Genomic DNA, 16,891 nt, shown 5'->3' on the forward strand with positions numbered 1-16,891 from the left:
CCGCCACCAGATTTCAGCCGTGATCTGGGATCTCAGGCTCGGTCAGCAGGGTCAGGAGCTGCAGCGATTCCTGCCAGCCCATGTAGCAGGCTTCCACCGGGATCATGGCCGGGATGCCTTCCTGCACTACATTCAGCTCCGTGCCACAGAATACTTCACGGAGCTCGACAGTGGTAATCATGGTGCCGGGGAGATTCGGATCGTCGAACTTGTCATCATAGCGAAGCCGCTTGTTAGGTTCGAGTTCGAGATACTTCCCGCCAAAGGAGTGGCCATTGCCGGTGCTGAAGTTGGTGAAGGACATCTGGAAGGTACCACCGACTTTCACGTCCATGTGGTGAACCTTGCAGGTGAAGCCGTGCGGCGGCAGCCACTTGGCCATCGCATCGGGATCGGTGAAAGCGCGGTAAACCCGCTCCGGCTTGGCGCGGAGCACACGGTGAAGGCGGACGGTTCCAGTGGTAGCGTTGGTTTCGGAGGACATGGCGGCGGTTTTGGTTTGGTGAGACGGTGTTTCATCATAGCGACGGACGGCAGCCGCGCGTCTGGACATTTTCCGGCGAAAAACTTTTCAGGGCTACTTCCTTTTCACCACCCCTCCCCATTCAAAGCCCAGCGCCCCAACTCTTCATAGCGGGTCAGCCCATGGAAGCTCCGGAGCAGCACGATCTCACCAACGTCCCACGAGAGCACATCAATCGGCTGGAAAGAAACACGTTTGACCGAGTAGCCCGTCGTGAGATGGGGATTAAATTTCTCCCGCTTCACATTCAGGCCTACCGCCTTTGCTTCATCGAAGGCCTCGTTGTAGCAGGCCTCGAACCCCGGCTGTTTCTGATCGTTTGCCAAAACCAAGGGAGCGGAGCGTCCCGGAGGTTTGAAGAAATGCCCGATTTGGTTGAGATTCCCTTGAAAGGGCGAAGTGCGGGCCGATGCAATCGCACACACACGCTTCACCCATTCCATCCCGTCGCCTTGTAGGTCCACATAGAGCCCGAAATAGACCAGGGTAACGTGAAATTGGCTTATGGGCCGCGGCTTCCCGTCCAGGCCATGATCGAGGTAGACCTTCCTCGTAATTTCGTCCGCACCTTGAACAACCTCTTCACTCGGAAGAATAGCCGAGAAGATGGTGTCATCGGCCTCTGAACGTTTCGAGGAGCTGGGCATGGCAATTGGAGCGGGCTTGGGATAAACTAGAACACCGTCGTCAGATACTTCAACTGCTAGAACAGATCTGAAGGCAGCCATCCCAAAAGCTGACTTTCGCACCCATCCCTCACTCATGCCATCACCCGCCTACCGCTCTGCCAGCCGCCACACGGGAAAATGGCTCCTGATCTGCCTGCTCGGCCTGGCGGGAATGCTCGCGCTGATGTTCTTCCTGAGCTCCCACCCGGTCACCAAAGGGCTGGGCCTGTGGATTTTCGCAATCGCGGTCTGGCCGTTCTTCATCTCGCTCGCCATCGCGGTCTTCCTGATGAGGAAGCTCCACCGCGACCGCCGCCAAGGGATCGCAAACAAGCTCCGCACGCTCGGCTACCAAGTCACACTGGAACCAACTGCCGAGGAGAAATCCGCATTCTTTCAAGGCCTCGAGGTCTTCAAGAATGCTACCGATCTCCGCAACGGTCCCGGGTGCCTCTGCTGGATCGCCACCCGCAGCACCTCCGGGGGCTGCTGCTACCTCTGCGAATACGAGTTCGTCACCGGCTCCGGCAAATCCACCCAGGAACACTACCGCACCTTGGTGGTCCTGCCAAAGAAATGGCCGGATGCTACCGTCGGTTGGCCGAATGCCTTCTTCATGTGGCGCTTGGGCAAGATCGCCCGCAAGCTGATGCGCCGGCAGGAGAACAAGGACCCTACCTTCGCGGATCTGGCCAAGGAGTGGTCGATCGATGGCGATACCGCCACCGGACAACACTTCCTGACACCGGAGGTCCGCGCCCAGCTTACCTCCGCGCCTCGGGGCGAGATCTGGTGCATCGGCGGCGATGTCCTGTGCTGCTGCTACCAGAATCCGATGGATGCAGAGAGTATCGGCAAGCTGTTAGAGCGTGCAAGGAGCATCGCGGGATAAAGCTTCGGCAGACGCAGCCGATATCCTCCCTCAACTCATCCGCGAGGCATCGTGTCCACCCGCGCGCGGCACCATTTTCGCCACAATCGGCACCACCGCACCCAAACACCTCAGCCTCAAAGAGGATACACAAAACAACACTCCACACACCCCTAAAATATCGACAACTCAAAATCATTTTAGCATATCTCCCAGCGCTACCCTAACACCAATCATCTCATCTCCATGAAACTCTCCTCGTTTCGTCCGCTCGTCTTGATGACCGCAGTCTCCCTATCGGGCGCAGTCACAATCCTCCCTACAGCCCACGCCCTGCCGCGCCTCGAGGCCTTGCATGCCTTCGAGCTTCACGGCATCTACCCGGACGGAAGCCTAGTGTCCGACGCGGCAGGAAACCTCTACGGAACCTCCGGTTACGGCGCCTACGGTTCCGGCACCATTTTCAAGATCGCGACTGATGGAACGATCACCACCCTCCACCATTTCGCGGTCTTCGATGGCGAGCTTCCGGGGACCTACCTGACTCCAGGCGCGGACGGAAACTTCTACGGAACCGCCATGCGTGGCGGAGCAAGTGGCGGCGGGACGATCTACCGGATCACCCCGGAAGGTGAGTTCACAATGCTGCACGAATTCAGTGGCGGGGCCGATGGTTTCGGGCCTGGCTTGGCGCTGCTCCGATCGCAGCAAGATGGCAACTTCTACGGCTGCACGATTGAAGGCGGAGCGAATGGACTGGGCACCTTCTTCCAGATCACGCCTGACGGTGTCCTGACGACGCTGCATGACTGGAGCCACGACGCCGTCGGCTGGGGTTCCTTGACCAATCCTATCCAGGGAACTGATGGGAACTTCTACGGCATCAACCGGGAGAACTCCGCGGGAAGCCCCGTGGTCTACCAAGTCACGCCTTCCGGCAACGCAAGCGTGGTCGCGAATTTCGCGGGTCTTCCGAACATCGCCTACGCCCAGCCGCAGAGCCTCATGCAGGCCTCGGACGGGAATTTCTACGGCGTGAACTATATCGGTGGCATTGGGACAAGTTGGCACCTCTTCAAAGTCGAAGCGGGCACAGTCTCGCGGATTGCCGAATTCGATCCGACGGTAAACGACCTCCCCACCGGTTTGCTGGTCGAAGGACCGGATGGCATGCTCTATGGCACCACGGGATATGGTGGTGCTTTCGGCGTCGGCACGATCTACCGCTGCGGGAAGTCGGGAGGCCTGAGCACATTCGCGAATTTGAATTCAGAATCCGGCGGAGCGGCCCATCCCTTCGGTGGCGTGATCCCGCAGCCGGATGGGACCTTCCTGGGTCTCAGCCGCTTTGGTGGCGCATTCAATTGCGGTTCGGCATTCCGCGTGAGCGCGACCGGTGAGATCACCGTGATCAGCAGCTTCAAACCCCTGCCGGACAATCAGCCCGCCTCCAAGCTCTTGCAGGCGAGCGATGGCAGCTTCTACGGAAGCACCCGCAGCAACGGAGATTTCGGCAATGCGATTTTCAGGTTCACGCCGCAGGGAGACTTCAACCTTTTCCCGGGCTCGCCTATCGACACAAATCACATCTACATGCCCTACGACTCCGGCTTGATAGAGGGAGAGGACGGGACCATCTTCGGTTTCGACACCGCTGGCGGGGAACAGAACCAAGGCCAGATCTACACCCTTGATGAAGCCTATCAACGCGTGGACTTCCTCACTCTCGGAGAGGGCGTCGGTAACCGGCTCAACGGCCTCACCAAGGGCCCGGACGGCAACTTCTACGGCACCACCCAATATGGTGGCAGCTTCTATGGCGGCACCGTCTTCAAGCTCGACCCTGCTGGAAACTTCACGGTGATCGCGGAGTTCGACGGGGAAACGTCCTCCTACCCGGCACCCGGCCTGGTTTATGGCTCGGACGGCAGTCTCTATGGCACCACGATTCACGGCGGGGCCGAGCAAACTGGCACGGTGTTCAAGGTCAGCCCCGAGGGAGTGCTCACCACCTTGGCTGAGTTCGGCAATACCGAGGAGGGTAGCAGACACCCGTCGACCGGCTTGATCGAAGCCTCCGATGGCAACTTCTACGGGGTGACGCCCGAGGGAGGCCCGACCAGCACCGGCACGATCTTCAAGGTCACACCCTCCGGTGAGATTACCACCTTGCATGCGTTCAGCCCTGGCGCTGATGCCTATCCCGTGGGGCAACTGGTGGAAGCTCCGGATGGAGCGCTTTATGGTGCCACGCGCGGCCTTCAATCGACTTGGCAAGAGGTGGGCAGCCTGTTCAGGATCACCAAGAATGGCGAGTTCTCCACCGTGCTCCAGTTCGACGGAATCCATGGTGCAAGTCCCTTGGCGGGTCTGACGGCCGCCAGCGATGGCTGCCTCTATGGCACCACCTCCTTTGGCGGCGTGACGGAAGACGGCAAGCCCGCCGGCGGTGGCTCGATCTTCCGCATCCTCTTCGGCGCGGAAATCGAAACCGAAGCCGCAACGGAGATTGCCGCTAGCACCGCAACCCTCCATGCGAGCGTGAACCCCGGCGGCTACCCGACCACGGTCAGCTTCCAGTATGGCACCAGCCCCGATCTCTCCAGTTTCACCACCGTCTCGGCGGCGACCGTCCCGGCAGGAACCGAGCCGGTGAATGTCCAGGTGCCCCTCAGCGGATTGGCCCCGGAAACAACCTACTACTTCCGTGCAGTCGCGGTGAATGACGAGACACCGGCTGAGCAAAGCGGTGCTATCGCCAGCTTCGTGACCACCGGATCTCCCGATATCTCCGTGGAGACCGGCAACGGCCGGGTCTTGTCAAATGGGGCCATCCTCAGCTTCGGACTGGTCAGAATCGCCAGCCCCGAAACCCTCACGCTCACCATCCGCAATACCAGCGGCACCGCGCCCCTCACGGGAGTCGCTGCCACCCTTAGTGGCGGCGGAGCAGGGCACTTCGCCATCACGGGCCTGCCCGCCTCGACTGTTCCGGGGAGCTCCAGCACGAGCTGCGCGGTCCGCTTCGCGCCGACCTCACCCGGCCTGAAATCCGCGAAGCTGACCATCACCAGCAGCGATCCGGACGAAAGCCCGCTGGAAGTGAACGTCTACGGTATCGCCTTGCCGAAGCTCCTCGGCGGGCTGCTGAAAGCGGCTCATTGATTTGCAAAGCAGGCAGGGGTCCGGCGATCTGGAGCCCTGCCTCGCAGTCGCCTTTCAAGGCGGCCCTATCCTTGCCTCAGGCATTCACTTTCTTCACGAAGCACGCCTTCAAGCCGATCGCGAGTCCGTCCATCTTGCAGGAGATCTCGTGATCGCCATCCCCCAGGCGGATGGCATTCGACTTCGTGCCGATCTTCAGGGTCTGCGAGGAGCCCTTCAGCTTGAGATCCTTGATCATCGCAACGACATCCCCATTCGCGAGGACGTGACCGTAGGCGTCCTTGACCACGCGGTCGGCAGCGGGCTCATCGGCCAGGGATTCCTTCGGCCACTCGTGCCCACAGGTCAGGCACTCGTAGTGATCCGAGTGGACCAAAACTTCAGACGACTCACAGATGGGACAAACCGGGGTGCTCATGAGGAACTAGAAGAGACGATTGGAGGTGGGAACTCAAGCCATCCTTGGCGCTTCATGCCCGCCGTGCGCCGCGCCATCTTCGAAACCGAAACCGCGTCGCACCGCCGCCATCTGCGCAGTGAGGCGGCCGCTCTGCTCGCGGACCGTGAAAGGCTCTTCTACCTCCATCGCCACGTCCCCCACTTCATCCCGGTGCCGGCAAGCGTAGAGCGAGAACAGAGGCGGCAAGCTCTCACGTGGAACCACATCCCGCAGCTTCACCGTGGCGAGCCCAGCAGCCGCGATGCCGTCCAGCGCCCGTTGCTTCTGCGGAAAGGGAAAACACAGCACGAACCAACCGCCGGGCGCGAGATGCTTCACCGCCGCCTTCGCATAGTCGGAGACATCCCCGCGCAACTCGAAGCGCGCATGTGCCTTCTGCGAGTCCTGCGGTACCACCCCGGCATTCGCCGGGAAGTAGGGCGGACTCCCTGTCACCAGTGGAAACTTGCGGCCCAGCGCCAACTCGCGCAGATCCCCGTGCGAGCAATCCACCCGCTCCCGGATCCCGTTCGCATCCAGATTTGATTGCAGTAGCCGATAGCTGATCTCCTGCGCCTCGACACAAGTGAGCCGCGCCACTGGGCCCATTCCCCACAGCGTCAGCAGCCCCACCGTGCCGATCCCGGTCCCAAGATCCAGATGCTCCGTCACCGGCGGCGAAACCTGCAGCGCATACCAAGCCGTCAGCACATCATCGATCGAGTGTCGGTGCCCGGCCTTGCGCTGCGCGATCAACCAGCCCGCCGCGCCACCGGCATCGTCCATAAGGGCACTACCTCCCGCTAGACCACGCGGTCCCGTTAGAGCATCCAGCGTGATCTTCTCGCCGAGTTCGCTCTCCAGTTGCTGGCGTTCGGACAGCCAGCGGGCCATGGCGGGAGTTTCGTTCGGTGACGGCATCGACGGGCGGCGATCTTTCACGCCGTCTCGCCCATGGGAAAGACTGAAATGTCCGACTGCCCTCAGTGCTTCTTCTCATCGTGGCAGACCATATCGATCACCACCGTAATTGCCAGTAGCAGCACCGGATCTTCGCTACCCCCGATCTCGATCCCGTAGCTGTCGCTGAAGGTGAACCACTCCTTGCTCACCCGCCCGACCGTTTGCCCGGACCACTTCAGTAGATACTCGTGGTCGAAGAAGTCACCGTCGGCCTCGTAGTCCTCTTCGCTGCCCGGACCATCCACCGTGAACTTGCAGTAGAAGAAGGTGAAGTGCTCCTTGGCCACCTCCACCACATCCCGCCCCGGGCGGTGGATCTCATACTTCGGCCCCCAGGAGAGGAGGCGTTGCTCGATGTAGGCCACCTCCCTGCCCTCCATGTCATGGATCGAGAGTTTGTCGCCGAAGCTGAAGACGCGCCCGTCCACGATGTAGCAGTCCCTGCCCTCGTCGTCGCGGATGGTGAAATCTTCCCCGAAACTCCAGAATTTCTGCCTGAGGGCGTAGCGCATGGCCGGGGATGTTAGGCGGATCTTTCCAGCGGTCGATGGGAAGACTCGGCCGGAATCGTAATCGCAAGGACCGGCAAGACGTCGCAGATCCTTGCCACGCAGGCTGTTGGGTGCGACAAAGGCCCCGGCCTGCCGCCACTGCTCCACCCATGAAATCCCGTCGCCACCTTCTGAGCGCCTCCTTGCTGCTTGGCTCCGCCCTTTCCGCTTGCCTGCCGGCCGCCGCCGAAACCGACTTCGACCGCCTCTGCGCCAAGGCGCGCGATCTCGCCGCCAAGCCCTACGCGCCCCACGGCGCCAAGCTCGACGACTTCTGGGCGAAGCTTACCTACGACCAGCACCGTGACATCCGCTTCAAGATGGAGTCCGGCCTGTGGTGGGGCGAGGGCCCCTTCTCGATCGACTTCTTCCACCCCGGCTGGACCGCCAAGAAGACCGTCTCGCTCTACGAAGTGAACAACGGCGAGGCCAAGCATCTGGACTTCGACACCTCGCTCTTCGACTACGGCAAGAACAAGATCCCCGCGGGCACCCCGCCGCCTCCCGGCTACGCCGGCTGGCGCGCGCGCACTCACCTGAACTCGGAGAAGTACATGGACGAGTTCCTGGTCTTCCTCGGGGCCAGCTACTTCCGCGCGATCCCGAAGGACGCGCCCTACGGCCTGTCCGCCCGCGGCCTCTCGATCAACAGCGGCCTGCCCGGTGTGGCGGAGGAATTCCCGGACTTCAGCGAGTTCCACCTCGATCACCCGGAGAAGGACGCCAAGTCCCTGACCGCCACCGCCCTGCTGGAAGGCGAGAGCGTCGCGGGAGCTTACAAGTTTACCGTCACACCCGGTGTGGAAACGGTGATGGACGTGGAGGCGGAGCTGACCCTGCGCCGCCCGGTCCAGCAGCTTGGCCTCGCCCCTTTCTCCAGCATGTTCTGGTTCGGCGAGAATACCCACCCGCGGCCCTACGACTTCCGTCCCGAGGTCCACGATAGCGACGGCTTCCTGATGGAGCTTGGCAGCGGCAACCTGCACTACCGCCCGCTGGAACACACCAAGGACCAGTTCCGCCACTGTGTCTTCACCATGGAGAAGCCGCGTTCTTGGGCCCTCGTCCAGCGCGACCGCTCCTTCGCATCCTATCAGGATGTGGAAGCGGGCTACCACAATCGCCCGAGCGTGAAGGTCGAGCCCATATCCGGCTTCGACAACGGCAAGCTCCACCTCATCGAGATGCCGACCATCGATGAGACCAATGACAACGTGATCCTCGTCTGGGAGCCGACTCCCGCGCCCGAAGTCGGCAAGCCTTTCCGCGTCCATTACAAGCTCAAGTGGGTCCGCGACCTGCCACCCTCCGGTCTCTTCGCCGTGCGCGCCACTCGCGCCGGCAATCCCGTGCAGAAGCCGGACGAGGTGCTGATGAGCATCGACTTCGCCAAGCCGCTCAACCCGGAGAAGAAGGTCGGCGACCCGAAATGGGACGACGCCTCGAAGTTCAAGCCGGTCGTCACCGTGAACCAAGCCGGGGTCAAGCTCCTGCACGTGGGCCTCACCGACCTGAGCATGCCGAATGTCGATGACGTTCCCGCCGGCATCGGCCGCAGCGACCAGCTCCACATGCCGCAGGTTCTCCGCGCCTTCTTCGTGCTCGATCCTTCGAAGGACGTGAACGACATCGACATGACCTGCGAGCTCCAGGACGAGAATGGCAAGGTCGTCTCCGAGCGCTGGATCTACCTCTGGAAGCGGACCCACTAGGATCACGCGAAGGAAGGCAAAAGGGTCCGCACAGTCTCCCGTGCGGACCGGGCGGGGTTCATTCCGCCCAAGGCGAGTTCTCGATCATCTCGACGAAGTTCGGCCTCTTGTAGCCCGGCAAGAGGCGCTCGCAGACATCGGCCTTGATATTGCCATAGCAGGTGAATGGCTTGTGCGAGATGCCATCGAAGAAAGCGTGCACGATCTCCTGCTTGAAGTTCGGCCTCGGGAAGGCCGCCACGATTTCCTCGCGCTGCTCCCGTGAGAGCTCCTCGTAGCCGACACCTACGACGTCGAGTTTGACGCCATTCGCCAGCAAGGCCACCTCCGCTTTCTTCCACTTCGTGATCCCCGGAGTGGTGTGCAGCGCGATGGCATCCCAGGCAATGTCCGCGGTCTGCTCTGGAATGCCGTGCTGCTGGAGAAAGGCCCGGGCCGCATTCGCACCGTCCACCTCGAAGCGCTCATCCGCGCTGCTATAGGGCGACACTAGCCCAAGATCGTGGAAAACTGCGCTGATGTAGAGCAATTCCGGATCATACTTCATTTTCTCCCGCTTCCCACGCAGGGCGGCAAAGATGAAGACGCGGAGGGAGTGGTTGTAGAGCAGCTCCGTCCCATGCTCCCGCAGCAGCTCCGTGGCTTCGGCGGCCAGCTTGCTGTCGGGGATGACGATGTCGGCAATTCGATGATTCATGGCGGCGCCAGCTTGCCACCGCAGCGCCCGGATTCCCCACGACAGTGATCCGACGATTTACGCCATTCCCTTGGCGCGCCCCTTGTCGGACGAGCTGCTTCCCGCACCTGAAGAGCGGAAGCGCGAACGATACTCCAGCGGAGTCGAGTCCAGCAAGCGGTGGAAGCTGCGCCCCATCACATCTGCGCTTTTGAAGCCACAGGCACAGGCGATCTCTTCGATGCTTTCCGTTGAACGCTCCAGCTTGCGCCGCACCGCTTCGATCCGGACTTCCTCCACGTAGTGTGCCGGGGACTTCCCGATCTCGCGGGAGAAGACCCGCTGGAAATTCCGTTCGCTCATGGCGACGCGGGCAGCCAAGGCGGGAATCGAAAGATCCGCATCGAGATGATCCAAGATTCACATTTGCAGATCCCGCAGCGGCCGGCTCTCGGCAGCTTGCTGCTGGAGCGAGACACTGAATTGCGCCTGGTTTCCCGGCCGGCATAGGAAGACCACCAGCTTGCGCGCAACCTCCAGCGCGAGGTCCCGCCCGTGATCCTCCTCCAAAAGCGCAAGGCAGAGATCGATACCCGAAGTCACTCCTGCGGAGCTGTAAAACTTGTCCTCGCGAATCCAAATGGGTACGGGGTCCACCTTCACCGCAGGAAAGCGCGAGGCGAGCTCCTTCGCAAAAGCCCAATGCGTGGTCGCGCGACGGCCATCCAGCAGCCCGGCATGCGCGAGCATGAAAGCCCCCGTGCAAATCGATCCAACCCGCCGGGAAGCCTCTGCCTGCCGCCGCAACCACGAGAGGACCGCTGCAGTGGGCACCTGAGTCTCCACGCCCGCACCTCCAGGGACGAGCAAGGTGTCGATCTCCCCTTTCACTCGCGAGTAGTGTTTCCCACCCGCGAAGGAAAGCCCCTGCATCCCCGCGATATTCGGCTCCCTGGAGGTCGTCACGATCTCGATCTGATAACGTCGTTCAGATGGCAGCAACCGGTTCGCCGAAGCGAACACATCCACAATGCCCACCAGATCCAGCTCCCGCACCGGCGGCATCACCAGAAGCACCAGACGACGATTCGGGGCATCCTTGCGTTTCATCGCGCCCCGAGCTTGCAGGGTGGACCGCAGCTTGTCGACGCCGCTGCAGTCCACCACAGATTCTCAGCGGGCTACCGTGACGCGATAGTATCCTCGGCTTGCCGCTGCTTCGCGGTCCAAGCTGATCTCCTTCTCGCTGCCATCACCTGCGATCCCGGAGCGGACGGTTTCCCATGAGCCGGGCGCGAGATTCTCGCTGAACTCAATGCTGTAGTTGTGCCCCGCCAAACTCGCGAAACGGATCGTCACTTTGCTGGAGTCCACTTCACTCACTACCGCCGCGAAGCGGTCCGCCCCATTGTTTGGATCCGTGCCCGCAAGGTATTCATCCAAGTTGGTCCTGCCGTCGCCATCAGCATCGGAGCCAGCTGCGGATCCGCTCGCCGCATTCCCGGTGGCCAAGCCGAAATGTTCCACCATCCAGGAGTCCGGGATGCCGTCCGCATCACTGTCAGCAGTGCTGTCGATGCGCTGGAAATCCGCCAGAACTACCGAATGCTCCCGGTAGGAAATCGCAAAAGAGGCGAGCCCGCTGGCAACCTGCACTCGGGTTCCGTTCGGCAGATTGCCAAACTGGCCGGTGATCTGGCCGGTGGCGGTAAGGAAAGGGATCTCGGCCCCCGCAGACAGATCCTGGATCGCGCTGCCCAAGAGTTGGACGTCCAAGGTTCCCGACAGGATCGCATCGCCTTCAATCTCGAGGACATCGTATTGTCCTGCCGCTTGGCCTGAGATTTCCACCTTCAGGCTACCAGCTTGGCTTTGGCCGTAATTCCCAACGATTCGGATGCGCCCGGCAGAATTTCCCGGGGAAACCAGGGAAGCGTTCGTCACCTTACCCTCAATGCTCCCCACACCAGCGAGTTTTCCGCCTTTCGCCACGGTCACCCCGTCCACCGCCGTGAACTTACCCGATCGCAGGGTAAAACCCGTAAGACCCGCACCTTCCGACTCCGAGCCAACCGTCAGGCTGCCGACCGTGGTATCCGCCAGCGGACCTAAGACCTCGATAGGATCAGGTGGAATGATGTCCACGTGGTTGTAATCTGACGGCACCAGGCTCGCGGTCCAATTGAAGGCGTCTCCCCACTCGCCTCCAATCAAGCCACGCCACTCCAAGCGCGGGGCGAAGAGCAAGATACTCGGTCCATTCGCGCCGCCGGAGAGCGATGCCTGGTAGGCCACTTGATTGAAACCGTTGAAGGCCTTCGGATCGACCCCGATGCTCTGAACAGTCCGCCCGTCCACGGTATCGCCGGCCTGCACCACCTTGATGACATCGATGCCATCCGTGAGGTAGATTCCCTGGAGGGTTTGGTTGCCGTTCAAACTCGCAGCAAAAAGGATCGTGCCGCTGTCATTGATGACCGGGAACTCGAATCCGGTGAAGGTATTCCCACCGGGAGCCGTGCTGCCGTTCTTGAGCAACAGATTCTGTGTACCGGCCTTGTAAGTGAACAGTCCCGACACCGCGGTCCCGCCACTGCAATAACCGATGTAGGCAACCTTGCCATCACCGTTGACCGAACTCGATTGACTGAAGGAGCTGTAGGTCCCCGCCCCGGAAGGGGCTGTCTGGCCGCTCAAAGCCGCCGGACTCAGGTTCGCGCTATTGCTACCTGTAAAGATGCCCCAGCCCACCTGTGTCTTGGCGCTGTTGACCAAGTTCGAATAGACCGTGTAGTTCCCGCTGGAATGTGTGCCCAGGATAAGACCACCGCCGCCGAAGAAATCCGGAGTACCCGGTGCCGGCTGGAGTGACCGGAAAAGCTGAGTGATCGACCCGGCAGCCTCGCGGCGGTAGGCGGCATAGTTGTAGCCGGTGCCATAAGCCGAGTCCTTGATCCAGGCACCGAAATGCAACTGCTCAGCCCCTTTCAACTGAGGGCTGCTGTTGAGAGTATCGATCTTCGAGGTCTCGCCGGGTGCTGGCTGCTGCGTACGGGCCACCTCCACCAGACTTCCATCCGGCTGGCTGAGGTAGACTGCATTGGAGCCGATGAGCGCACTGCCCGTGTTTTTGATGGCAGCCCAGAAGCTCACCTGCCCCAAATCGTTGATCCTTGGTTCGCCGAAGCTATTGAACTGCCCAACGCCACCTGGAACAGTCTGATCTTCGATGGCCACGACCCGCAGATTCAGCGGCGAGCTCCCGGCAACCAAAGCATCCCTCAACACACCCCCGGCATCCCGGATATTCACAATCGTCACGGTTTCACCGGCGTTGTTGGTCGCAATCTTGCCAAGCATTCCTTCAATGGTCCCAAAGCCAGGGACCACTGTCCCTTGTTTCAGGATCACACTCGTGCCGCTATGCCGCACCGCATACAAGGTATCGACGCCCGACGTGACCGACTTGGCCCGGTACGCCAAGCCACGTTCCGAAAGCGCGAAAATGCTCGCCCCGTGCATTGTATCTTGGCCGTCCGGCGTCTGCCCGCCCGGGGTGGCAATGATGTAAGTCTTATCCCCGCTATCGTCGTCGGAAGTCGCCGTTGCTGAAAGTATCGACGTGGGCAGAGCAAGGAGAGGAGCAAGCCGGCGGAATCGTCTGGAGGAACGCTTCATATAGGTTTTTCCAAGTAATGCGGATGATAGACAATCAAATCCCCATGAAGCGAGGAAGAAGTTATGAAGAATTCCGCCACCAGGAGCCCCCTCCAAAAGAAGATCGGAATCTGCATCAGGACATTCAACATCAATACAAAACGACCTGCATTGCTCCTTATCGCTTGGTCTTGCCTGGCCGTGCCGATGCCACTTGCACCGTCGCACGCCCACGGCTATCGATCTTTGTGTGTCCATCGATCGCCAGCGCCGACATATCAAATCCCTGCGCCGTGGCGATTGCCTTCATCGACTCAAAGTCCTTCGCCGCGATTTTCGGCGAACGAGCCAGGAACCACAGACTGCGGCGGTCCGGCGTGCCGACCACCGCGCGGCTGTAGTCCGGACTCACATCAATAATCCAATAGTTCCCTTCTGCCGGAACCGGTACTGCCTTCGAATACCAGTTGTTCGGAAAACTCACCTTCAGCCGATTCGCCTTGGCGTCCACCGGCGTCGCTATGCCCTCGATGCTTCGCGATGAGCCATCGCCGCGCAGACAGGTATTCACCACGCGGATCGTGCCATCCTTGTTCCGCGAATAGTCTGCCGTCGCCGAAACACAGCCGGTCTGAAACCACTTCGGATAGCGCGCGATCTCATACCACTTGCCAGTGTAGCGCTTCAGGTCGACCTTGGCCTCCGTGGCCAAAGGCTTGGCTGGAGACGTGCTGGTAGTGCAGGAGGCAAACAGCAACGGTAGGCCGAGGAGCGGAAGAAGCGCTTTCATCCTATCACATTAGCCCGCATCTCCAAGGATGTCCAAATGGCATTCAAGCGGATAAATCTCTGCGCCGCTCGATCGCCTCATGGTACGACATTGCGAACCATGATCGGCCGCAATCGCCACTGGCTGAGATGAGGACCTCCCTGACAAGCAGGGCTAGACGAGCTTTTCTCGCCAAGGCCGCTTCTAGCTCTTAGCGTGCCGCCCCATGATTCCGCGGCCTCGTGATGTTACGACTCTTGCCATGATGGTCGCGATGCCTACGACTTGCGCCATCGCCGCAGAGCGCCATGTCGCGATTACCGGCAACGATTCAAACCCCGGCTCCGAAGAGGCTCCGTGGCGCAGCGTGCAAAAATCCGCCAGCTTGGCCCTACCCGGCGATGTCGTCAATATTCACGCTGGCACCTACTCGGAGCGCGTCACCCTGAGCAACCGCGGCAGCACTTCGGGAGCTCCCATCACCTTCCGCAAATTCCCCGGCGATCCTGGCGCGGTGGTGATCTCCCAGAACGGCGTCATCCCGCCGAGCGGCCTGAGCGCTGTCCTCAAAATCGAGAGCTCCAATCGCATCATTCTCCAAGACCTCGAGATCGCGAATTACAAAACCGGCGGCACCGCCGCCGAGCAACGCGCACAGCTCCCTGCTGGCATCTACATCAATGGCAGCTCCAGCGAGATCTCCCTCTCTGGCTGCAAGATCCACGACATCTGGCAAAGCAGTCCAACCCTGAACAATTTCAATGCGAATGCTTTCGGCATCGCAGTCTACGGCGATACCGCTTCCCCGATTGGCAAGGTCACCATCGACGGCTGCGAAGTCTACGCCCTCCGCACCGGTGCCAGCGAATCGGTCGTGCTGAACGGCAACGTCACCAATTTCACCGTGACCAATAACACGGTGCACGACTGCAACAACATCGGCATCGACTTCATCGGCTTTGAAGGCACCGCTCCCACCGAGGCCCTCGACCAAGCCCGCAATGGCATCTGTCGCGGCAATACGGTCTATCGCATCGATTCGAAATTCAACCCGGCCTACGGCGGCAACTTCACTACCGGCGGCGGCAATGGCACCCGCAGCGCGCCCGGCATCTATGTCGATGGTGGCCGGGATATCCTGATTGAGCGCAACCACGTCTACGACTGCAACTACGCCGTCTCCGCCGGCAGCGAGAACACCGGCAAGCTCGTGAGCAACGTGATCGTCCGGAACAACATCCTCCACCACTGCCATGTCGGCGGCATCGTGATCGGCGGCTCCGGGTCCACCAATGGCGGCATTACCAACTCCTCCTTCACCAACAACACGATCTACGACAACGACACCGTGGCTCAAGGTGGCGGCCAGTTCTCGATCCAGAACCACGTCAGCTCCGTCACCATCCGCCGCAACCTGATGGCCTCAACAGCGCAGTTTGCGCAATTCATCCTCAAGGACAACAACACCGGCAGCCTGGCATCCGGCGCGATCGACTGGAACCTCTACAAGATCCCCGCCAGCGGTGACATCGAGTTCATCTGGAATGGCAGCGCCAAGTCCACCTTCGCCGCCTGGCAGACAGCCTCCGGCGACTCACATTCGACTCTAACAAGTGCTGCACTCGACCTCTCTGCAGCCGCGCCCACAGTCGCATCCGGTCCCTCGGACTTCATGCTCACTGCCACATCCCCTGCCAAGGACAGCGGCGACAGCGCAGCCCAGCCCTTCACCCCGGCAGAGGGTGAGAAGGACTATGGCGGCCAGAGCCGTGTCGCCGGGGGCCGCGTGGACATCGGTGCCGATGAATACCTCTCCAATCTCCAGAGCTGGCGCGACCAACACTTCGCCTTGCCCGATGGTGGCATCGGCGCAGGCTCCACGGATGACCCGGACCACGACGGGACCATGAACCTGATCGAATATTCGCAGGGCATGGACCCCACGCTCACCGACCACTCCCTCCTCCCGGCAACATCCTTCAACACCGGAATGATGCGCTTCACCTACCGGAAGTCCGCGCCCGAGCTGACCTACACCGTGGAGGCCGCCAGCAAGCTCACCACCTGGTCCCCCGCCCTCCCCGCCGAGCAGACCGGCACCAACGGCAATTTCTTCCGCGACTTCCCGATCGACAGCGCCACGAAGTTCGTCCGCCTCAAAGTCAGCTCACCTGTGGCCTGGTGAGCTCAAGCCACCTCCAGCTCCAGGCTTGGAAAGCACCGGCAAAAGTCCGGATCCGCCGGTGCTTCGATCCGCAGCATCTCTCCGCTATACGGATGCTCCAGCTCCAGCGCCTTTGCCTGCAGCAGCATCCGGGTCCCGGTGCCCAGCAGTTCGCCGAGTTCATTGCAGCGTTCGGCACCCGCATAGCGGTAGTCCCCCACAATCGCATGCCCGGTCATCTGCAAGTGCCGCCGGATCTGGTGATAGCGTCCGGTATGCGGCTTGGCCTCTAGCAAGGACAGCTCCAGTCCCGGCATCGCGCCAAAGCTTCCTGCTCCGGCATGCAGTTGGCGCTCGAAGGCAGTCTCGGCATGCAGCAGAGGCTCCTCAGGTGACTTCCGCAGCGGTGTATCGCAGACCCATTGCAGCGGAGCCGCGCCTTCCACCACCGCCAGATAGCTCTTCTGCACCCGCCGCAGCTCGAAGATCTGCTGGATCAGCGCACAGGTCTTGCGATCCAGCGCGAAGAGCAGCACCCCTGAAGTCGGCCGGTCGAGGCGGTGCACCACATGGACCTCGTGGCCCACCTCATCGCGCACCCGCTTCATGGCAATCCACTCGGGCCCCTCCTCGTCCCTACCGGCATGCACGATCATCCCCGCCGGCTTGTCGATGGCCACGAGGTATTCGTCCCGGTAGAGGTAGCGCAGTGGCTGCATGTTGTAACACAAGG

General features: G+C 61.1%; 15 protein-coding genes. 4 read left to right on the forward strand and 11 right to left on the reverse strand.

Features of this window, described 5'->3' with window-relative positions; translation table 11 throughout:
- Positions 1 to 13: 13 nt before the first annotated feature.
- Positions 14 to 484: an SRPBCC family protein gene (locus tag BV071_RS04350; RefSeq protein WP_035602717.1), complete on the reverse strand. Its 471-nt coding sequence runs from the start codon at positions 482 to 484 to the stop codon at positions 14 to 16.
- Between the two features lie 104 nt (positions 485 to 588).
- On the reverse strand, positions 589 to 1,170 hold the full coding sequence (locus tag BV071_RS04355) for a 2'-5' RNA ligase family protein (RefSeq protein WP_035602720.1): 582 nt from the start codon (positions 1,168 to 1,170) through the stop codon (positions 589 to 591).
- A gap of 115 nt (positions 1,171 to 1,285) precedes the next feature.
- Between BV071_RS04355 and BV071_RS04360 the strand changes: the two genes are divergently transcribed.
- Together BV071_RS04360 and BV071_RS04365 are read left to right on the forward strand one after the other, a co-directional pair.
- Entirely contained in the window at positions 1,286 to 2,083 is a 798-nt protein-coding gene (locus tag BV071_RS04360; protein WP_035602723.1) for a hypothetical protein, read from the forward strand.
- 225 nt (positions 2,084 to 2,308) lie between these two features.
- Positions 2,309 to 5,227, forward strand: a complete 2,919-nt coding sequence (locus BV071_RS04365; RefSeq protein ID WP_081885783.1) for a choice-of-anchor tandem repeat GloVer-containing protein — start codon at positions 2,309 to 2,311, stop codon at positions 5,225 to 5,227.
- Between the two features lie 76 nt (positions 5,228 to 5,303).
- On the opposite strand, the gene BV071_RS04370 is transcribed toward BV071_RS04365, so the two are convergent.
- The 3 genes from BV071_RS04370 to BV071_RS04380 form a co-directional block, all read right to left on the reverse strand.
- Positions 5,304 to 5,645: a zinc ribbon domain-containing protein YjdM gene (locus BV071_RS04370; protein ID WP_035602729.1), complete on the reverse strand. Its 342-nt coding sequence runs from the start codon at positions 5,643 to 5,645 to the stop codon at positions 5,304 to 5,306.
- Positions 5,646 to 5,678: 33 nt separating this feature from the next.
- Entirely contained in the window at positions 5,679 to 6,587 is a 909-nt protein-coding gene (locus tag BV071_RS04375) for a methyltransferase (protein WP_265594061.1), read from the reverse strand.
- 62 nt (positions 6,588 to 6,649) lie between these two features.
- Positions 6,650 to 7,141, reverse strand: coding sequence for an LURP-one-related family protein (locus tag BV071_RS04380; RefSeq protein ID WP_035602979.1), 492 nt, complete (start codon positions 7,139 to 7,141; stop codon positions 6,650 to 6,652).
- A 149-nt stretch (positions 7,142 to 7,290) separates the two neighbouring features.
- Between BV071_RS04380 and BV071_RS04385 the strand changes: the two genes are divergently transcribed.
- On the forward strand, positions 7,291 to 8,892 hold the full coding sequence (locus tag BV071_RS04385) for a glucan biosynthesis protein (protein ID WP_052572883.1): 1,602 nt from the start codon (positions 7,291 to 7,293) through the stop codon (positions 8,890 to 8,892).
- 58 nt (positions 8,893 to 8,950) lie between these two features.
- Here the strand turns inward: BV071_RS04385 and BV071_RS04390 are convergent, their stop codons facing one another.
- The 5 genes from BV071_RS04390 to BV071_RS04405 all read right to left on the reverse strand — a co-directional run bounded on the left by BV071_RS04390 (position 8,951) and on the right by BV071_RS04405 (position 14,015).
- Positions 8,951 to 9,589 carry an HD domain-containing protein gene (locus BV071_RS04390; RefSeq protein WP_035602732.1) on the reverse strand — a complete coding sequence of 213 codons (639 nt, stop codon included), beginning with the start codon at positions 9,587 to 9,589 and terminating at the stop codon, positions 8,951 to 8,953.
- A gap of 57 nt (positions 9,590 to 9,646) precedes the next feature.
- Positions 9,647 to 9,985 (reverse strand): helix-turn-helix domain-containing protein, encoded by a 339-nt coding sequence (locus BV071_RS34685; RefSeq protein ID WP_052572884.1) that lies wholly within the window; start codon positions 9,983 to 9,985, stop codon positions 9,647 to 9,649.
- A 3-nt stretch (positions 9,986 to 9,988) separates the two neighbouring features.
- Positions 9,989 to 10,678, reverse strand: a complete 690-nt coding sequence (locus BV071_RS34690; RefSeq protein WP_265594062.1) for an AraC family transcriptional regulator — start codon at positions 10,676 to 10,678, stop codon at positions 9,989 to 9,991.
- Between the two features lie 63 nt (positions 10,679 to 10,741).
- A complete protein-coding gene (locus BV071_RS04400) occupies positions 10,742 to 13,246 on the reverse strand; it encodes a choice-of-anchor tandem repeat NxxGxxAF-containing protein (protein ID WP_265594063.1) in 2,505 nt (834 codons plus the stop codon).
- 157 nt (positions 13,247 to 13,403) lie between these two features.
- Positions 13,404 to 14,015 carry a lipocalin family protein gene (locus BV071_RS04405; protein ID WP_052572886.1) on the reverse strand — a complete coding sequence of 204 codons (612 nt, stop codon included), beginning with the start codon at positions 14,013 to 14,015 and terminating at the stop codon, positions 13,404 to 13,406.
- A gap of 253 nt (positions 14,016 to 14,268) precedes the next feature.
- Between BV071_RS04405 and BV071_RS32490 the strand changes: the two genes are divergently transcribed.
- Positions 14,269 to 16,179: a right-handed parallel beta-helix repeat-containing protein gene (locus BV071_RS32490; RefSeq protein ID WP_265594064.1), complete on the forward strand. Its 1,911-nt coding sequence runs from the start codon at positions 14,269 to 14,271 to the stop codon at positions 16,177 to 16,179.
- A gap of 2 nt (positions 16,180 to 16,181) precedes the next feature.
- Here the strand turns inward: BV071_RS32490 and BV071_RS04415 are convergent, their stop codons facing one another.
- Positions 16,182 to 16,877 (reverse strand): pseudouridine synthase, encoded by a 696-nt coding sequence (locus BV071_RS04415; RefSeq protein WP_052572888.1) that lies wholly within the window; start codon positions 16,875 to 16,877, stop codon positions 16,182 to 16,184.
- Positions 16,878 to 16,891: the final 14 nt, after the last annotated feature.

The sequence above is a fragment of the Haloferula sp. BvORR071 genome (assembly GCF_000739615.1).
Classification (GTDB): domain Bacteria; phylum Verrucomicrobiota; class Verrucomicrobiia; order Verrucomicrobiales; family Akkermansiaceae; genus Haloferula.